Consider the following 14886-nt stretch of genomic DNA (forward strand, 5'->3'; position numbering starts at 1 on the left):
GAGAAACGACGATCCGGGCGAGACACCACGCGACGCGGCGTTTCTCGCCGGGGATGTCGTTTCTCGCGCAGAGGCTTACTCGTGGAGGCCGACGCGGTCGGGGATGTCGAACGCCAGCCCGGGCAGCCAGGACCCGGGGTCCGGCCACGGCCGCGACGTCGGCAGAGACGTGAGCAGGCGCGTGAGGGCCGCATCCCGAGGTGTGGTCGGCGCCGTGGCGGGCAGGATGCGCCGGGGCGCGCGGTGTCCGAGCGCCCCCAGCCACCAGTGGCGCCACGTCGCGTCGGCCTGGTCGGGGTCGAGCACGATGTAGTAGTCCGGCATGATGGCCCGCCCGGCCCCGAAGTGGGCGAGCACCGCCTCCACCTCCACCTCGAGAGTGCCGAGGGTGGCGCGCTCCTCGTACAGCTCGACCCACGCGGACGCGACATGCTCGAGGGGATCGGCGTCGTGCACGATCCAGGGGGCGGATGCGGCGGCGATCCGCCGTGCGGCGAGGGCGGGGTCGGTGCCGTGCAGACTGAGGGTCTCGACCCCGGGCAGCGCGTCCAGGGCGCCGAGCGCCTCGTCGGATCCGGCCCCGACGACGGCCACGATGGTCCCGGTTCGCGATGTGTGCGCCATGCTCCACGGTACGACAGGATCCGCTCCCGAGGTCGGCGACCGCGCCGGAACGCCTCCGAAGCGCCCCGCAACCCGCTGCCGCCGGCGGTGGGGCGCCCCTACCCTCGGTTCATGGACGGCTTCGCTGCGATCGACTTCGGGTTCGCCCGCGAGGTGCTTCAGCGCGGTATCGCGGCCATCTACGTCGTGGCGTTCCTGTCCACAGCCGCGCAATTCCGCGCGCTCCTCGGTGAGAACGGCCTGCTGCCCGCTCCGCAGCTACTGGGCTGGGTGCGGTCATCGAAACGGGCACAGCGGATGCTGCATCCCACGATCTTCCGGTGGTGGCCGTACACCGACCGCCGCCTGCTCCTCCTCTGCGGCGCGGGGATGCTGGTCGCTGCATCGCTCGTGGTGGGACTCCCCCAGCTCGGCCCCGCGTGGGTGCCGATGCTGTGCTTCCTGTTCGTGTGGCTGGCGTACATGTCGATCGTCAGCATCGGCCAGACGTTCTACGGCTTCGGGTGGGAGATGCTGCTGCTGGAGGCCGGGTTCCTCGCGGCCTTTCTCGGCTCGTCCTCGTCCCCGCCGCCGACCGTCGTCATCGTCCTGTTCTGGTGGCTCGTGTTCCGCCTGGAATTCGGCGCCGGGATGATCAAGATCCGCGGCGGATCGGAGTGGCGAGATCTCACCGCCCTCACGTACCACCACGAGACGCAGCCGATGCCCGGTCCGCTGAGCCGGCAGGCCCATCTGCTGCCCCGCTGGTTCCACAAGGGCGAAGTGCTCGGCAACCACTTCGCGCAGCTCGTGGTGCCGTGGTTCTTGTTCGTCCCTCTCCTGGGCGTGTGGATCCCCTGGCCCGGGTTCGCCTGGATCGGCACGGTCGCCGGCGCCATCGTCGTCGCCACGCAGCTGTGGCTCGTGGTCACCGGGAACTTCGCGTGGCTGAACTGGATTTCCATCGTGCTCGCGTTCTCGGCGATCAGCATCCCCGGCGCGGGGGCGTCCGCCGCGTTGCCGCTGCCCTGGCTTGTGGTCACCTCGGCGGTCGCGGCGCTGTACGTGGTGCTGAGCTGGCCGGCGGTGCGCAACCTCACCGCTCGCCGACAACTCATGAACGCGAGCTTCAACCGCTGGAACCTCGCCAACGCCTACGGCGCCTTCGGTACGGTCACCAAACGCCGTATCGAGTACATCGTCGAGGGCACCGACTCCGAGGACCCGGGCGATCCCGCCACCGTCTGGCAGGAGTACGGGTTTCGCGGCAAACCGGGGGACGTCCGCCGCATCCCGCCCCAGGTCGCTCCGTACCACCTGCGGCTGGACTGGCTGATGTGGTTCCTCCCCCTCGGCCGATCACTCGAGGACTGGTTCGAAGCTTTCGTCGGGAAACTCCTCGAGGCCGACCCGCGGATGCTGCGGCTCCTCCGGCACGACCCCTTCTCCGGGCGCCGACCGACCTGGGTGCGCGTGACCGCGTACCACTACCGATTCACCACGCGCGCGGAACACCGCCGATCGCGCGCGGTATGGCATCGCACACCCCAGGAAACGGTGCTCGGCCCCGTCCGCCTGCTCCCGACCGGATACCCTGGTCGGGATGGATAACGACCGCCCCGCCCGACGGCCCCCGACCGCCGCGATCATCGGCATCGTCATCGGCGTGGTATTCCTGGCACTGGCAGTGCTGGCGTACCTGTTCGGCGGGGGGCCGATCGTCGCCCTGATCGCCGCGATCGGGGGCGTGCTCACGCTCGCCGCCGCCATCTTCACTCTCGTCCGACCCTGAGGACCCCATGCTCCCCGCGAACGACCCGAAAAAACCGTCCCCGGCGCGCGTCGGCATCTGGATCATCGTGGGTGGGATCGGTGTGTACATGCTGGCATCGGGGATCATCGGGATCCTCACCTCCGGTGGCTGAGCCGGAGCGGAAGGAAGATTGATCGCATGAGACTGCTCGTCGCCGCGCACGCGGACGAACTGACCGCCTTCGAGCCCGAGCTCCCGGGGTTCGACCGACTCCTCACGGGGGTCGGCAAACTGCAGGCCACCTATGCGCTGACACGAGCGCTGGATGCTGCGCACTACGACGAGATCGTGGTGGTCGGAACGGCGGGCGCCGTCGACCCCGGTTTGGCGCCGGGCGTGTACGAGATCGACGCGACGGTCCAGCACGACGTACAGGATCTTGCGGGCGTGCGGGGCCAGCATCTCTCCCTCCCCACCCGGGTGGTCGTGGGGGCCAGAGGAGTCACGATCGCGACCGGAGACTCCTTCGTGGACGACGCGGAGGCGGTGACGGTCATCCGCGGGCTGGGGGCAGGCCTGGTCGACATGGAGTCCTACGCCTACGCGTGGGTGGCCGCGCGATTCGGCGTGCCCGTGCGCATCCTCAAGGCCGTGTCCGACCGCGCCCAGGACGGCGCCACCGAGCTGTGGGACACCGCGGTGCTGGAGTGCTCACGCCAGTTGCGCGAGAGCGTGCGCGAGCTTTACGGCGTCTGATCCGCGCCGGCGGGCGTCATGGGTTCGCCTCTGCGCCGACGTGAGGCCAGGTCGACGACACCGGCGATGAGCGCGAGCCCCAGGAAGACGCCGACCGCGATCATCCCGGTCGCATACGCATCGTGGTAGACCACGAGGTCGGGCTCGCTGCCCTGCTCCCGATACACCGTGGAGTAGAACAGCGCCAGCGCGACCGCCGTGCCGACGGCCGTGCCGATGCGCTGACCGAGCTGACCGATGGATCCGGCGACGCCGCCCTGCTGCACCGGGATGTCGGCCAGCATGAGCGTCTGGTTCGGGGAGATCACCAGGCCCGCAGCGAATCCGCCCAGCACCATGACCGCGGTCATCGCCCACGCCGTCCATTCGGGCGGGGTGAGCAGGACGACGAGGACGAGCCCGCCGACGCTGACCAGAAGACCGACGAGGCCCCAGACCACGAGCGGTCGTCCGAGACGGTTGACCAGGACGCCGCCGATCCAGGAGGAGAACGCCGAGGCGACCGCGAAGCCGATGGTCACCATGCCCGCGAAGACGGGTGCCAGGCCGAGCCCGGTCTGCAGGTACAGCGTGCCGAGGAGGAACATGGCGGGGCCGCCGGCGAAGTAGGCCGCTGAGACCATCACCCCGTTGCGGAAGGACCCGGCACGGAAGACGGAGAAGGGGATCAGCGGCAGCTTTCCCCGCCCGGCGTATCGCCGCTCCCAGACCAGGAACAGCGCAATGAAGACCACGCCGGCCACGAGGAACCACCAGCGCCGCGGGTCGTCCCCCGGAGCGCCCGTGGTGAAGAGGAACGGCCACATGAATGCCAGCACGGTGAGACCGAACAGCACGACACCCACGGGATCCAGGTCGAGTCGCCGGTGCGATTTGGTGCGCGTGCTCGGGAGCATCGTTGCCGCGAGGACGATGACGATGAGGGTCAGCGGGACGTTGATCCAGAAGATGAGCCGCCAGCCGTCGGCCTCGCCGCCCAGGGCGATCAGCAGACCTCCGAGGGTCGGGCCGAGGGCCGTGGCGATGCTGATCGTGGCACCGAACAGACCGAAGGCGCGACCGCGCTCGGCGCCGACGAACAGCTGCTGGATGAGCCCGAGCACCTGGGGCATCTGGATGCCTGCCGCCACGCCCTGGAGGAGGCGGAACGCGAGGAGCCACCCGGCGTCGGGTGCCAGCGCGCACGCCAGGCTCGTGACCAGGAACAGGGACAACCCGACGATGAACAGCATCCGCCGTGATCGCAAGTCGCCCAGGCGGCCGGCGGGGACGAGCACAAGGCCGAACGTGAGGATGTAGCCCGACACGATCAGCTGGAGCTCCGTCGGGCCGGCGTTGAGCGCGGTCTCGATGACCGGCAGCGCGACGTTGACCTTGGTCAGGTCGAGGATGGTGATGGCCGCGACGGAGACGGCGATCCAGTACGCACGCCACCGGTGTGCGGGCGAAAGCACGATGTCGCGGGTGGGCGGGTGCCCGCCGGCTGGGCTCGCGGAGCGGGAGTCGGAGGACATTCCCCTCAGGGTACTCTCCCGCGGCGGGCCCTCCGGCCTCAGGCGAGCGCCGTCGCCCCCGAGCGGATGACGCTGGCGCCCTGGGGGCCCGCCTCCACGAGAAGCTGGGCGGGCAGTTGCTCTTTCATCGCGGCGACATGGCTGATGACGCCGACGGTGCGTCCGCCCTGGCGCAGTTCGTCGAGGGCGCGCATGGCGAGTTCGAGGGTGTCGTCATCCAGCGAACCGAAGCCCTCGTCGATGAACAGGGTGTCGAGGCGGATGCCGCCGGCTCGTGCCGTCACGACCTCGGCGAGGCCGAGCGCCAACGCCAGAGAGGCGAGGAAGGTCTCGCCACCGGAGAGCGACTGCGGAGGACGCGCCTGACCGGTGTAGGCGTCCAGCACCTCGAGGCCGAGACCGGAGGCCGCGCCGCGCGCGGCGAGCGCGTCGGAGTGCTGAAGCCGGTAGCGGCCGTTCGACATGTCGGCCAGGCGCAGGTTCGCCGCAGCGACGATCTCCTCCAGCTCGGCGGCCAGCACGAACGTCTCGAGGGTCATCCGGTGCGTGTTCGGCGCGCGGCCGGACACCGTGTTCGCGAGGCGGGTGACGACGGCCGCTCGCGCGCTGGTCTCGGCGATGGCCCGGTGCGCGGCATCCGTCCGCTCGGCGAGGTCGCGCAGGCGGTCGACCACGGCGGTCGTCTCGGCGACGGTCGCGGCCGCCGCCGTGACGCGGTCGCGCGCGTCGGTCAGCGCGGCGCGCACCGGCTCCAGGTCGATCGGCTCCTCCGGCTGCTCGACAAGGGCGAGCTCGAGTTCGAGGAGGCGGGAACGATCGGCACGCTCGGCGCTCTCGTGTGCCCGCACCTTCTCCTCCATCGACGCGCGGTCGCCGGCGCTGCGCAAGGCCGCCCGTGCCTCGTCGGCATCGGCGAAGACGGAGGCGGCGAGGCGCGCATCCCGATCGACGACAGCGTCGCCCCACACCTGGGCGCGCAGGGCACTGTCGGCCGCGCGATCCCCGAGGGCGCGGAGCAGGCCACGGCGCCGCTCGGCGTCGTCGCGGCGCTCGGCGACCGAAGCCGCATCCCCGCGCGCTGCGTCGACCCGGGCGCGGAGGGCTTCGGCACGCTGCCCGGCGAGGGCAGCCTCCTGCCGGCAGCTCGCGGCTTCAGCCACGAGCGCCTCGCGGGCGGTGGCGGCCTCGGCGTCGGCGGCGGCAAGGCCCGCACGCTCGGCGGACAACCGCTCGAGCGAGGCGAGGTTCTGCTCCGCCACCGCGAGCGCCTTATGCGCGGCCTCGGCGGCGCGTTCGGCCTCCTGGAGGGAACCACTGCCGGCCCGACCCATCGCCGCGGCATGGGCGTCGCTGGCCGCACGCAGCGCCTCGGTGGCTCGTCGGTCGGCGGTCAGGGCGTCGTCCTTCGCGCGGGCGGCTGCGTCGAGTTCGGCGTCGGTGACCGGCTGATCGGACGGCGGTGCGGGATGCGGATGCTCCGCGCCTCCGCAGACCGGGCAGGGTTCACCCGCGACCAGTCGGGCGGCCAGGTCGCCCGCGGCCGACGACAGCCGCCGTTGGAGGAGCAGGGTGTGCCGAGCGGTCGCCTCCGCGAGAGCGGAGCCGCGCTCGACGGCGCGGAGTTCGGCCGTGTGCAGGGGCGCCGCCAGGGCATCGGCCTCGCGCGCGGCAGCGAGGCGGCGTTCGGTGTCCGCGACGAGCGCGGCCGCGGTGGCATGATCCGCCGGCGCAGACGCAAGGGCGCTCAGCTGCGCATCGAGGTCGTGCAGGAGCCCGGGGACGGCCGCTCGCTGGGCATCGAGGTCTTCCACGGCCTGCTCGGCGGCGGTGGCCGCCTCCGTGGCGCGGGCGACGTCCTTCTCGGCGGCGGCCAGCTCGCCCTCGGCGGTCAGCGCCTCCGTGCAGGCGGCGACGACCGCGGCCAGCTCGTCTTCGCGTGCCCGCAGCTGCGAGGGCGTGGTCGCAGTCTCCCCCGCAACGGCCCAGGACTCGATCGCCGCAGCCGCCGCGGCGGCGCTCGTGGCCGCGGCCGCTGCCGCACGATCGGCGGCGTCCAGCGCCGCGCGCAGGTCTTTCGCCGCGCGCGCCCGCGCAAGGGTGCCGCGCTGCTGCTCGATCGCGGGCGCCTCGACTTCGAGACGCGCCAGACGCGCTCGCACCTCGAGCCGCTGGCGCTGCTGCTCGGCGAGCGACACGGCGGCTCGCTCGCGTGCGAGAGCATCGTCCAAGGCGGCGTCGACGGTGCGGAGCTGTTGCGCGGCAGCGTCCGCCCGGTAGGCGGCACGCTCCACCGCGCGGACGACGGCGGCCAGTCGCCCCGCGATCCCGGCCTCGGCCGCACCGTCCTCGGGCAGGAGATCGGAGGAGCGGGCGGTACGCTCGGCCTCCTCCAGCAGCATCCGCACGTTCTCACCTTCACCGGCCAGAGCCGCCTCTGCGTCTTTGCGCATGCGGTCGAGGATCTCGGCGTACTCCTCGTACGTGCGGGTGCCGAACAGCGTCCGCAGCAGCGCCTGGCGCTCGTCGTTGCGGGCGAGGAGGAAGCGGGCGAACCGGTTCTGGGCGAGCAGGATGACCTGCAGGAACTGCTGCTGCGTCAGGCCGACGATCTCGTCGAGATGCGCGGCGACATCGACGGGGCGGGCGGCCACGCCGCTCCAGCGGGCGCCGTCGTACTCCTCGAGCATCGCCCGGTGCGGCTCGGTGGTCATTCCGCCGCCCCGCAGCTTGGGCCTTTCGTATTCCGGCGAGCGGGTGACGCGCCAGCGCCGATCGGCCGCCGTGAACTCGAGGACGACCTCGGTGGGGTCTTCGGGGTCGCAGTGGTCGCTGCGCAAGCGGCGCTCACTGCCGTCATAGCGCGGCACTCCGCCGAACAGGGCGTAGCAGACGCCGTCGAGGACGCTGGATTTCCCCGCCCCGGTGCGCCCGGAGATGAGGAAGATACCGTCGTCGGCGAACGCATCGAAGTCGACGAACTGACGCTCGCGGAAGGGACCGAACCCCGCCAGTTCGAGCCGGTGCAGTTTCATGCGTGCGCCTCCGCGACCGTGCGCGTGTCGACGACGTCGCGGATGAGGTCACGCTCGGCGTCGCTGGCACCGTCGCCCGCGCGCACGTGGGCGAGGAAGGCTTCGAACAGCTCGACATCGTCGCGCGCCGCGCGCACGCGACCCGAGTAGTCGCGGCCGTCGGGAGCCGGGACACCCTCGGGGCTGTGGATGACCGTGGCGCAGAACGCGAACCGGCGCTGCAGGCGCCGCAGGGGCTCGATCTGCGGCGTCGGGTCGGTGTACTGCGCACACACCCAGGCGTCTTCGTCGGCGGCGAACCGCGCGTCGTCGAGGAGTTCGTCGAGCGTTCCGCGCAGGGTGACGAGTCGCCGCGGAACCGGGAGCGGCAACCATTCGACGCCGGACAAGCCCGCGGCATCCAGCTCGACCAGCCAGGAGCCGCGCGGCTTGTCGCCCTCGCCGAAGCTGTAGTGCAGCGGTGCGCCGGCGTACCGCACGCGCTCGGACAGCTGCTGGCGCCCGTGGATGTGCCCGAGCGCGACGTAGTCCGGTCCGTCGAAGGCCGACAGCGGCACGACGTCGAGACCGCCCTGGCGGATCTCGCGTTCCACGCCGGGCGTGGCCTCCACACCCGCGGCGAAGCAGTGCGCCAGGGCCACGGAACGGCCACCGCGCTCGGCGAGGTCGGCGCGGACGAGATCCATCGCGTGGATCATCGTCTGGGCCTGGCTGCGCAGCTCGACACCCTCCCAGCGGTGCCGGACGATCGCCGGCTCGAGGTAGGGGATGCCGTAGAAGTGCACGGGACCGTCGGCGTCGGCGATCGTCACCGGGGTCCCGACAGCACCGGGATCGGTGAGAACCGTGATGCCCTCCCGCAGGAGCGCGGACTGGAACCCGAGGCGTGCGGCGGAGTCGTGGTTGCCGCTGGTGACGACGATGCGGGCCCCCGCCGCGGAGATCGCGGCGAGCGTGTCGGTGAGCAGGGCGTAGCAGGCGGGGGCCGGAGCGGCGGAGTCGAACACGTCACCGGCCAGCACGACGACATCCACGCGGTGCTCCTCCACCTGCGCGACCAGCGCACGCAGCACGTCGCGGAGCGCATCGAGGGTGGCATGTCCGTGGAAGGACCGCCCGATGTGCCAGTCGGAGGTGTGCAGGATGCGCATGCCAGCACGCTACGTCGCCCCTCCGACATCGCCCCGGAGGCACCCCGCACCCCCGTCGACTCGCCAGCAAACGCACGGTTTGGCGCGAGACCGCCGCCGATTGTGGCGAGTGGATGGGACGCGAGAGCGCCACACGACGGAAACACGGGCCGGATAGCCTCGACGCGTGGATCTGCCCGACGTGTGCGTCGTCTATCTCCTCCGCGACCGTGCGGACGGCGGCCTCGACGTGCTCCTCGGCTACAAGCGCCGCGGACTCGGGCTCGGCCGCGTCGTCGGCATCGGCGGCAAGGTGGAGCGCGGCGAGAGCGTCCGCGAGGGCGCGGTCCGGGAGATCACGGAGGAGACGGGGCTGCGGGTGGATGCGGACGACCTCGTCCCCGCCGGAGTGCTCGACTACCTCTTCCCGACGCGACCGGCGTGGTCGCAGCGCTCCCACGTCTTCACCTGCCGACGGTGGGAGGGCGAGCCGGCCGAAACGGAGGAGATCGTCCCGGCGTGGTTTCCCGTCGGCGGCATCCCGTTCGCGGACATGTGGGACGACGCGGCGCGGTGGCTCCCCGACGTCCTCCGCGGCGGCTCGGTCAGCGCGACCTACACGTTCGGCGATGACCTGGCCACGGTCGTGGCGGAGGGCCCGCGCTCGGTCGCGTGACGCACGGGGCGCCGGACACCGTCAGGATGCAGCGGCGACGCGCGGCGCGTACCGGCCCGAGCGCTCGGCGCGGGCGCGTGCCTTCGCGGCTTCCTCATCGCGGTCCTTCGGCGGGGCGACGGCCACGAGGTCGTGGAGGAGGTGTTCGGTGGCATGCGCGATGTCGGCCACCGCCCGGTCGAACGCCTCCTGGTTCGCACGGGAGGGCTTGGTCGTTCCGGCGATCTTGCGCACGTACTGCAGCGCGGCCGCGTGGATCTCGTCGTCCGTCGCGGCCGGTGCGAAGTTGTGGAGGGTGTGGATGTTCCGGCACATGCCGCCACGGTACGCGCGTCGCGTCTCCGCATCCAGAGCCGCTAGCGTCGAGGCGTGGAGCCCGAACTGAGCGATGATGCGTCGGTCAGTTCGTTCACTGCTTCCGGGTCGACCCTCGTAGCCGAAGCCCAGGGCACCGGGCCGACGACGTTCGTGCTGGTGCACGGCATCGGCATGGGCCGTACTGTCTTCGCGGACGCGGCACGGCACCTCCGGCGGCACGGCCGCGTGATCGCGATCGACCTGCCCGGCTACGGCGAGGCCCCTGAACCCGCCCGCACGCCCGCGATCGAGCGGATGGCGGACCTCGTCGCCGCCTTTCTCGTCGCGCGCGTCCCTGGCCGCATCGTGATCGTCGGACACTCGATGGGCTCGCAGGTGGCACTGGAGGTGGCCGCCCGCCACCCCGGCATCGTGTCGTGCCTCGTCCTGGCCGCCCCGACCGTCGACCGCCACGCCCGCAACCTGATCGTCCAGGGGTGGCGGCTCCTGCGCGACGTCGCGAACGAGCACCCGAAGGTCATCTTCGCCGGCGCCCGCGAATACGTCCGCGCCGGGCCGCACCTGAGGCGCAAGTTCCGGGCGATGCTGGCGCATCGGCCGGAGAACACCCTTCCGCGGGTGAAAGTGCCGACGCTCGTGCTGCGCGGCGCGCACGATCCGGTATGCCCGCGGGATTGGTGCCGCTTCGTCGCGGATTCTCTCCCCGACGGTCGGCTGGAGGAGATCCCCGACTGCGGACACGAGATGATGATCCGGGATGCAGCGCCCGCGGCGGCCCGCATCCTGGTGTTCGCCACCGCCTGACACGCAGCACGGGCAGAAAATATTGGCGTGCCGTGTCCACCGGTGTCAACGGTCAAATTCCCCGACGTCCAGGCCGCTAAGTTCCGAGGACCGAAGGCGACGACTGGCAGGGGGCAAGCCGTCCGACCGAGGGTGAACGGGGCAGTTCGTGTCGGAAACGAATCGGGCAGACGGAAGCGGACGGCGCGGCGGGTCGAGGAGGCGACGGCGCGCCATCGCGACGACATCGGCGGCACTGGCCGCCGCGCTCGTCATCGCGGGAGCGACGCCGGCGTTGGCGGCACCGGGGGATCGCGCAGAGGCGGAGGGGTTATTCCTCTCCGGCTCGGGCGGCGCCGTGAACATCGACGCCCTGGCGACGCTGCAGGCGCCGTACAACGCCTTTCCGCCGGGCGGGTCGTCGCGCCAGGCGCTGGACGTCACCGCGCTCGGACTTCTGGACCTCGGGCTCGGCGTCCAGCTCTTCGGCGGCAGTGACGTCGTAGAGCTCGGGGCTGTCGATCAGTACGCCCGGACGGACGCGACCGGCGCCTTCGCATCCTCCGGCCTTCTCGCCGCCGACGGCGCAATCGCGGCCGGTACGGGCGCTCCGGGTGAGAACACCACCGTGGACCTGACGCCGGTGCTCTCGGCCCTGGATGCCACGGATCTCCTCAGCAGCGCCTCGCTCGAGCTGGGCGCCCTCGCCGCCGAGGCGAGCGCCACCCGCACCACCACCGGTGCCACGATCGACAGCGACTACCAGATCGCGAGCGGTGACCTCATCCTGCAGTCGCCCGCTCTGGCCGCCCTGTACGCGGGATTGACGACCGAGGTCGCAGACCTCGACGCCGCCGTGGGCGCGCTCGATGTGGACGCATCGGGCCTCCTCGGAGTCGTGACCGGCACCCTGGACGACCTGCTCGCGGGAGCGGTCGTGCTCGGGACCCCGACGGTCGACGTGGATGTGGACCTGGGTGCCGCCCTCACTGCCGCCGCGGCCACGCCCCTGACTGCCGACGGCGTGACGATCGTGCTGTCCACCGGCACCATCATCCTGGACCTGGAGGAGCTCCAGGGCCTGAACGGTCTCGATCCGAACACCGTGCTGCTGAGCGATGCCGCGGTGATCTCCGCGATCGACGCGACGATCGACGGTCTCCTCACGGGAGTGCTTCCCACCGCGCTCCAGAACGCTCTGAACGCCGCGTCTCTCGACATCGAGGTCGCGACCAGCCTCACCGTCGCCGGGGTGCCCCTCGGCGAACTCGTGATCGACGTCGACGGCACGGTGGGGGGCTTCCTCGACCTCCCCGGGGCCGCGGAGCCTGAGGCGAGCGTGGACGCGCCCGGCCTGCCGGCTGTGGTCGACCTCGACCTCCTCCTCGACCCGCTCGCGGACTACGTGACGGCAACACTGGTCCCCGCTGTGGGCGCCGTCCTCGAGCCCGCCCTGAACCCCGCGGCATTCGAGGCCTATCTCGACAGCACCACGAGCGGGGCCGTCACGGCCCTCGCGCCGCTCCTCGGCGCGGTCAATGAGGTCGTGGAGATCACCGTCAACGTGCAGGAGAACCCCGGCACGTTCCGCAACGCCGCCGGAACGGATGCCGGTTCGTTCACGCAGCGCGCGGTGCAGCTGCGGATCGCGCCGGATCTGGGACCGAGCGTGATCACCCTTCGCCTGGCTTCGGCGACCGTGCGCGCCGTGGCACTGGCTCCGCCTGCCGGGCTCGCGATCGATCCGCCCCGCGGCCCGGTGACCGGCGGAACCCCCGTGACGATCACGGGGACCGGCCTCACCGACGTCACCGACGTGACGTTCGGCGGCGTGCCCGGGACGGAACTCCTCGTCAACTCGGACACCAGCCTGACGGTGGTCACCCCGGCGGGAGCAGCCCCCGGAGTCGTGACGGTCGCCGTCACAGGCCCGGACGGTACGAACACGTCACTCGTCTTCGAGTACTACGCCGTCACGGCCGTGACCGCCATTGCTCCCGATTCCGGCACGACGGAGGGCGGAACCGAAGTCACGATCACCGGCGTCTGCCTCACCGGTGCGACCGAGGTGCTCTTCGACGGTGTCGCCGGGACCGATCTCGACGTCGTCAGCGACACCCAGCTGACCGTCACCGCCCCGCCGGGCACCGCCGGTCTCGTCGACGTCACCATCGTCAACCCGACCGAGTGCGGGAACGAGACGGTGCAAGACGGGTTCACCTACGTCAACCCCGGCGCCCCGACCATCATGGGAATCGACCCCGACCGGGGCCCCGAGACCGGTGGCACGACGGTGGAGATCACCGGCGTCGACTTCACCGGTACGACGGCCGTGACCTTCGACGGCATCCCCGCGACGGAGTTCGAGGTCATCAGTGACACGCTGATCAGGGCGGTCTCGCCGCCGCACGCGCCCGGCGGAGTCGACGTGATCGTGACGAACGCCGCCGGCGACTCGGCAGGGTTCGACTTCGAGTACTTCGCCGTCGCGGACATCTCGTCCGTCTCCCCCGACGCCGGTCCGGTGGCGGGCGGCACGACGGTGACGATCACCGGGTCGTGCTTCACGGATGCCACCGCCGTGGAGTTCGACGGCATCGCGGCCACGAGCTTCACGGTCGTGAACGACACGACGATCACGGCGGTCGTCCCCGCCGGAGCGGGCGAAGGCGCGGTCGACGTGACCGTCGTCGGCGCGGGCGATTGCGGCACGGCGGAAGCGCCCGACGCATTCGAGTACTTCCTGCCTCCGGTCGTGACCGATCTCGACCCCGCACAGGGGCCGGAGACCGGCGGCACGCCGGTGACGATCATCGGCTCCGGCTTCGCCGGCACGACGGATGTCACCTTCGACGGCATCTCCGCAGGCACGGTCGAGGTGGTCAGCGACACGGAGATCCGGGTGGTGGCACCGCCGCACGCGCCCGGCCCCGTGACGGTCACGGTCGTGCACCCCGGCGGCGACGTCGATGCCGGCGACTTCCTGTACCTCAACGTGCCGAGCATCGCCTCGCTCACACCCGACCAGGGGCCCGAGGACGGCGGCACGGTGGTCGTGATCACCGGTGAGGGCTTCACCGGTGCGACCGGTGTCACCTTCGACGGGGCGGCCGGCACCACGTTCACGGTCGACAGCGACACGCAGATCACGGTGACGAGCCCCGCGCACGTGCCGGGGAACGCCGCCGTCGTGGTGACGCACCCCAACGGCGACGCGCCGCCGCTGTCGTTCGCCTACATCGAGGGCACCGAGGTGGACGCGGTGACGCCTCCGGGCGGGCCGTTCGCCGGCGGGAACACGGTCGTCATCACGGGCGTCTGCTTCACCGGCGCCACGGACGTGTCGTTCGGCGGCGTGCCGGCGACATCCTTCACCGTCGACAGCGACACCCGGATCACGGCGACCGTTCCGGCGGGCACCGGCATCGTGGACGTGACCGTGGAAGGTGCCGACGCGTGCGGCACCGACACGCTTCCCGATGCCTACGAGTACACCGACGACCCGGTGATCGGGACGATCGATCCCGCGGTCGGCCCCGAGACCGGAGGAACGGTGGTGACCATCACCGGCTCGAACTTCACGGGCGTCACCGGCGTGACCTTCGACGGGGCTGCCGGAACCGGGCTCGTCGTCGTCAGCGACACCGAGCTGCGGATCACCGCTCCCGCGGGCACGCCCGGTACCGCGGATGTCGTCGTCACCGGCCCGGCCGGAATCAGTGACGCCGGCGTGTTCACGTACACGCCGGTGACCGCTGTGGACGCCGTCACGCCGGGGAACGGCCCGACAGGTGGCGGCACCACGGTGACGATCACCGGCTCATGCTTCACGGGTGCCACGGCCGTGCTCTTCGGTGGCACCGCGTCGCCGCGCTTCACGGTCGTCAGCGACACGGAGATCCGTGCGACGGCCCCGGCGCGGGCGGCCACCGGTGCGGTGCCCGTCAGCGTGGTCGGCGGAGGAACCTGCGGTACCGGCTCGCTGGCGGGGGGCTTCAGCTACTTCCCGGGCGCGGCAGTGCTTCCCGCCACGGGAGCCGAGGCACCCGTCGCTCTCGCCGGGATCGCGTTGCTCCTCCTCGGCGGTGGCGCGGCCCTGCGGCTCCTGCGACGCCGCACCGCCTGACCCACACAAAGCGAGGGCCGCACCGGAGTTCCGGTGCGGCCCTTCGCGTGAGACGACGCGGCATCCCTCTCGTGCGGGAGTGCGTCGCATCCCCGACATCCATCCCGGTCCCGGAGGCGACGTGGCACTTCGTGCCCTCCCAGCCCGCACAGATCGACTCGGCGAGCACACACGTCATGGGGCACCGTAACGTGT

At 71.7% G+C, this 14886-nt stretch carries 12 protein-coding genes; 7 read left to right on the plus strand and 5 right to left on the minus strand.

Features of this window, described 5'->3' with window-relative positions; translation table 11 throughout:
* Positions 1-75 precede the first annotated feature (75 nt).
* The gene (locus AC4FS2_RS11620) at positions 76-624 is read right to left on the minus strand and encodes a hypothetical protein (RefSeq protein ID WP_491156698.1); all 549 of its coding nucleotides are present in this window, start codon (positions 622-624) and stop codon (positions 76-78) included.
* A 111-nt stretch (positions 625-735) separates the two neighbouring features.
* On the opposite strand from AC4FS2_RS11620, the gene AC4FS2_RS11625 reads away from it, so the two are divergent.
* The 4 genes from AC4FS2_RS11625 to AC4FS2_RS11640 are packed head-to-tail and all read left to right on the plus strand — an operon-like array spanning position 736 to position 3112.
* The gene (locus AC4FS2_RS11625) at positions 736-2214 is read left to right on the plus strand and encodes a lipase maturation factor family protein (RefSeq protein ID WP_491156697.1); all 1479 of its coding nucleotides are present in this window, start codon (positions 736-738) and stop codon (positions 2212-2214) included.
* A complete protein-coding gene (locus AC4FS2_RS11630) occupies positions 2207-2395 on the plus strand; it encodes a hypothetical protein (protein WP_491156696.1) in 189 nt (62 codons plus the stop codon). The genes AC4FS2_RS11625 and AC4FS2_RS11630 overlap by 8 nt, the downstream gene beginning before the upstream one ends.
* A 7-nt stretch (positions 2396-2402) precedes the next feature.
* The gene (locus AC4FS2_RS11635) at positions 2403-2528 is read left to right on the plus strand and encodes a hypothetical protein (RefSeq protein ID WP_491156695.1); all 126 of its coding nucleotides are present in this window, start codon (positions 2403-2405) and stop codon (positions 2526-2528) included.
* A gap of 26 nt (positions 2529-2554) precedes the next feature.
* Complete coding sequence (locus AC4FS2_RS11640; protein ID WP_491156694.1) at positions 2555-3112, plus strand: phosphorylase family protein; 558 nt, start codon at positions 2555-2557, stop codon at positions 3110-3112.
* Here the strand turns inward: AC4FS2_RS11640 and AC4FS2_RS11645 are convergent.
* The 3 genes from AC4FS2_RS11645 to AC4FS2_RS11655 are packed head-to-tail and all read right to left on the minus strand — an operon-like array spanning position 3100 to position 8809.
* Complete coding sequence (locus tag AC4FS2_RS11645) at positions 3100-4626, minus strand: MFS transporter (protein WP_491156693.1); 1527 nt, start codon at positions 4624-4626, stop codon at positions 3100-3102. The two genes, AC4FS2_RS11640 and AC4FS2_RS11645, sit on opposite strands and share 13 nt — an antisense overlap.
* 38 nt (positions 4627-4664) lie before the next feature.
* Positions 4665-7658 (minus strand): AAA family ATPase, encoded by a 2994-nt coding sequence (locus tag AC4FS2_RS11650; protein ID WP_491156692.1) that lies wholly within the window; start codon positions 7656-7658, stop codon positions 4665-4667.
* Positions 7655-8809, minus strand: coding sequence for an exonuclease SbcCD subunit D (locus AC4FS2_RS11655; protein WP_491156691.1), 1155 nt, complete (start codon positions 8807-8809; stop codon positions 7655-7657). Before AC4FS2_RS11655 ends, AC4FS2_RS11650 begins: the two co-directional genes overlap by 4 nt.
* A gap of 166 nt (positions 8810-8975) precedes the next feature.
* On the opposite strand from AC4FS2_RS11655, the gene AC4FS2_RS11660 reads away from it, so the two are divergent.
* Positions 8976-9464, plus strand: coding sequence for an 8-oxo-dGTP diphosphatase (locus AC4FS2_RS11660; RefSeq protein WP_491156690.1), 489 nt, complete (start codon positions 8976-8978; stop codon positions 9462-9464).
* A 21-nt stretch (positions 9465-9485) separates the two neighbouring features.
* Here the strand turns inward: AC4FS2_RS11660 and AC4FS2_RS11665 are convergent, their stop codons facing one another.
* The gene (locus AC4FS2_RS11665; protein ID WP_491156689.1) at positions 9486-9779 is read right to left on the minus strand and encodes a DUF2277 domain-containing protein; all 294 of its coding nucleotides are present in this window, start codon (positions 9777-9779) and stop codon (positions 9486-9488) included.
* Positions 9780-9833: 54 nt separating this feature from the next.
* Here AC4FS2_RS11665 and AC4FS2_RS11670 point away from each other — a divergent pair, with 54 nt between their 5' ends.
* Together AC4FS2_RS11670 and AC4FS2_RS11675 are read left to right on the plus strand one after the other, a co-directional pair.
* Positions 9834-10586 carry an alpha/beta fold hydrolase gene (locus tag AC4FS2_RS11670; protein ID WP_491156688.1) on the plus strand — a complete coding sequence of 251 codons (753 nt, stop codon included), beginning with the start codon at positions 9834-9836 and terminating at the stop codon, positions 10584-10586.
* 148 nt (positions 10587-10734) lie between these two features.
* Positions 10735-14691, plus strand: coding sequence for an IPT/TIG domain-containing protein (locus AC4FS2_RS11675; RefSeq protein ID WP_491156687.1), 3957 nt, complete (start codon positions 10735-10737; stop codon positions 14689-14691).
* Positions 14692-14886 lie beyond the last annotated feature (195 nt).

The sequence above is a fragment of the Microbacterium sp. Z10_103 genome (assembly GCF_058310455.1).

Excerpts from the sequence above, each read along its gene's own strand:
- AC4FS2_RS11630 (WP_491156696.1), top strand. The coding sequence starts at position 2,207 with ATGGATAACGACCGCCCCGCCCGACGGCCCCCGACCGCCGCGATCATC.
- AC4FS2_RS11650 (WP_491156692.1), bottom strand. The coding sequence starts at position 7,658 with ATGAAACTGCACCGGCTCGAACTGGCGGGGTTCGGTCCCTTCCGCGAG.
- AC4FS2_RS11620 (WP_491156698.1), bottom strand. The coding sequence starts at position 624 with ATGGCGCACACATCGCGAACCGGGACCATCGTGGCCGTCGTCGGGGCC.
- AC4FS2_RS11665 (WP_491156689.1), bottom strand. The coding sequence starts at position 9,779 with ATGTGCCGGAACATCCACACCCTCCACAACTTCGCACCGGCCGCGACG.
- AC4FS2_RS11645 (WP_491156693.1), bottom strand. The coding sequence starts at position 4,626 with ATGTCCTCCGACTCCCGCTCCGCGAGCCCAGCCGGCGGGCACCCGCCC.
- AC4FS2_RS11655 (WP_491156691.1), bottom strand. The coding sequence starts at position 8,809 with ATGCGCATCCTGCACACCTCCGACTGGCACATCGGGCGGTCCTTCCAC.
- AC4FS2_RS11640 (WP_491156694.1), top strand. The coding sequence starts at position 2,555 with ATGAGACTGCTCGTCGCCGCGCACGCGGACGAACTGACCGCCTTCGAG.
- AC4FS2_RS11635 (WP_491156695.1), top strand. The coding sequence starts at position 2,403 with ATGCTCCCCGCGAACGACCCGAAAAAACCGTCCCCGGCGCGCGTCGGC.
- AC4FS2_RS11625 (WP_491156697.1), top strand. The coding sequence starts at position 736 with ATGGACGGCTTCGCTGCGATCGACTTCGGGTTCGCCCGCGAGGTGCTT.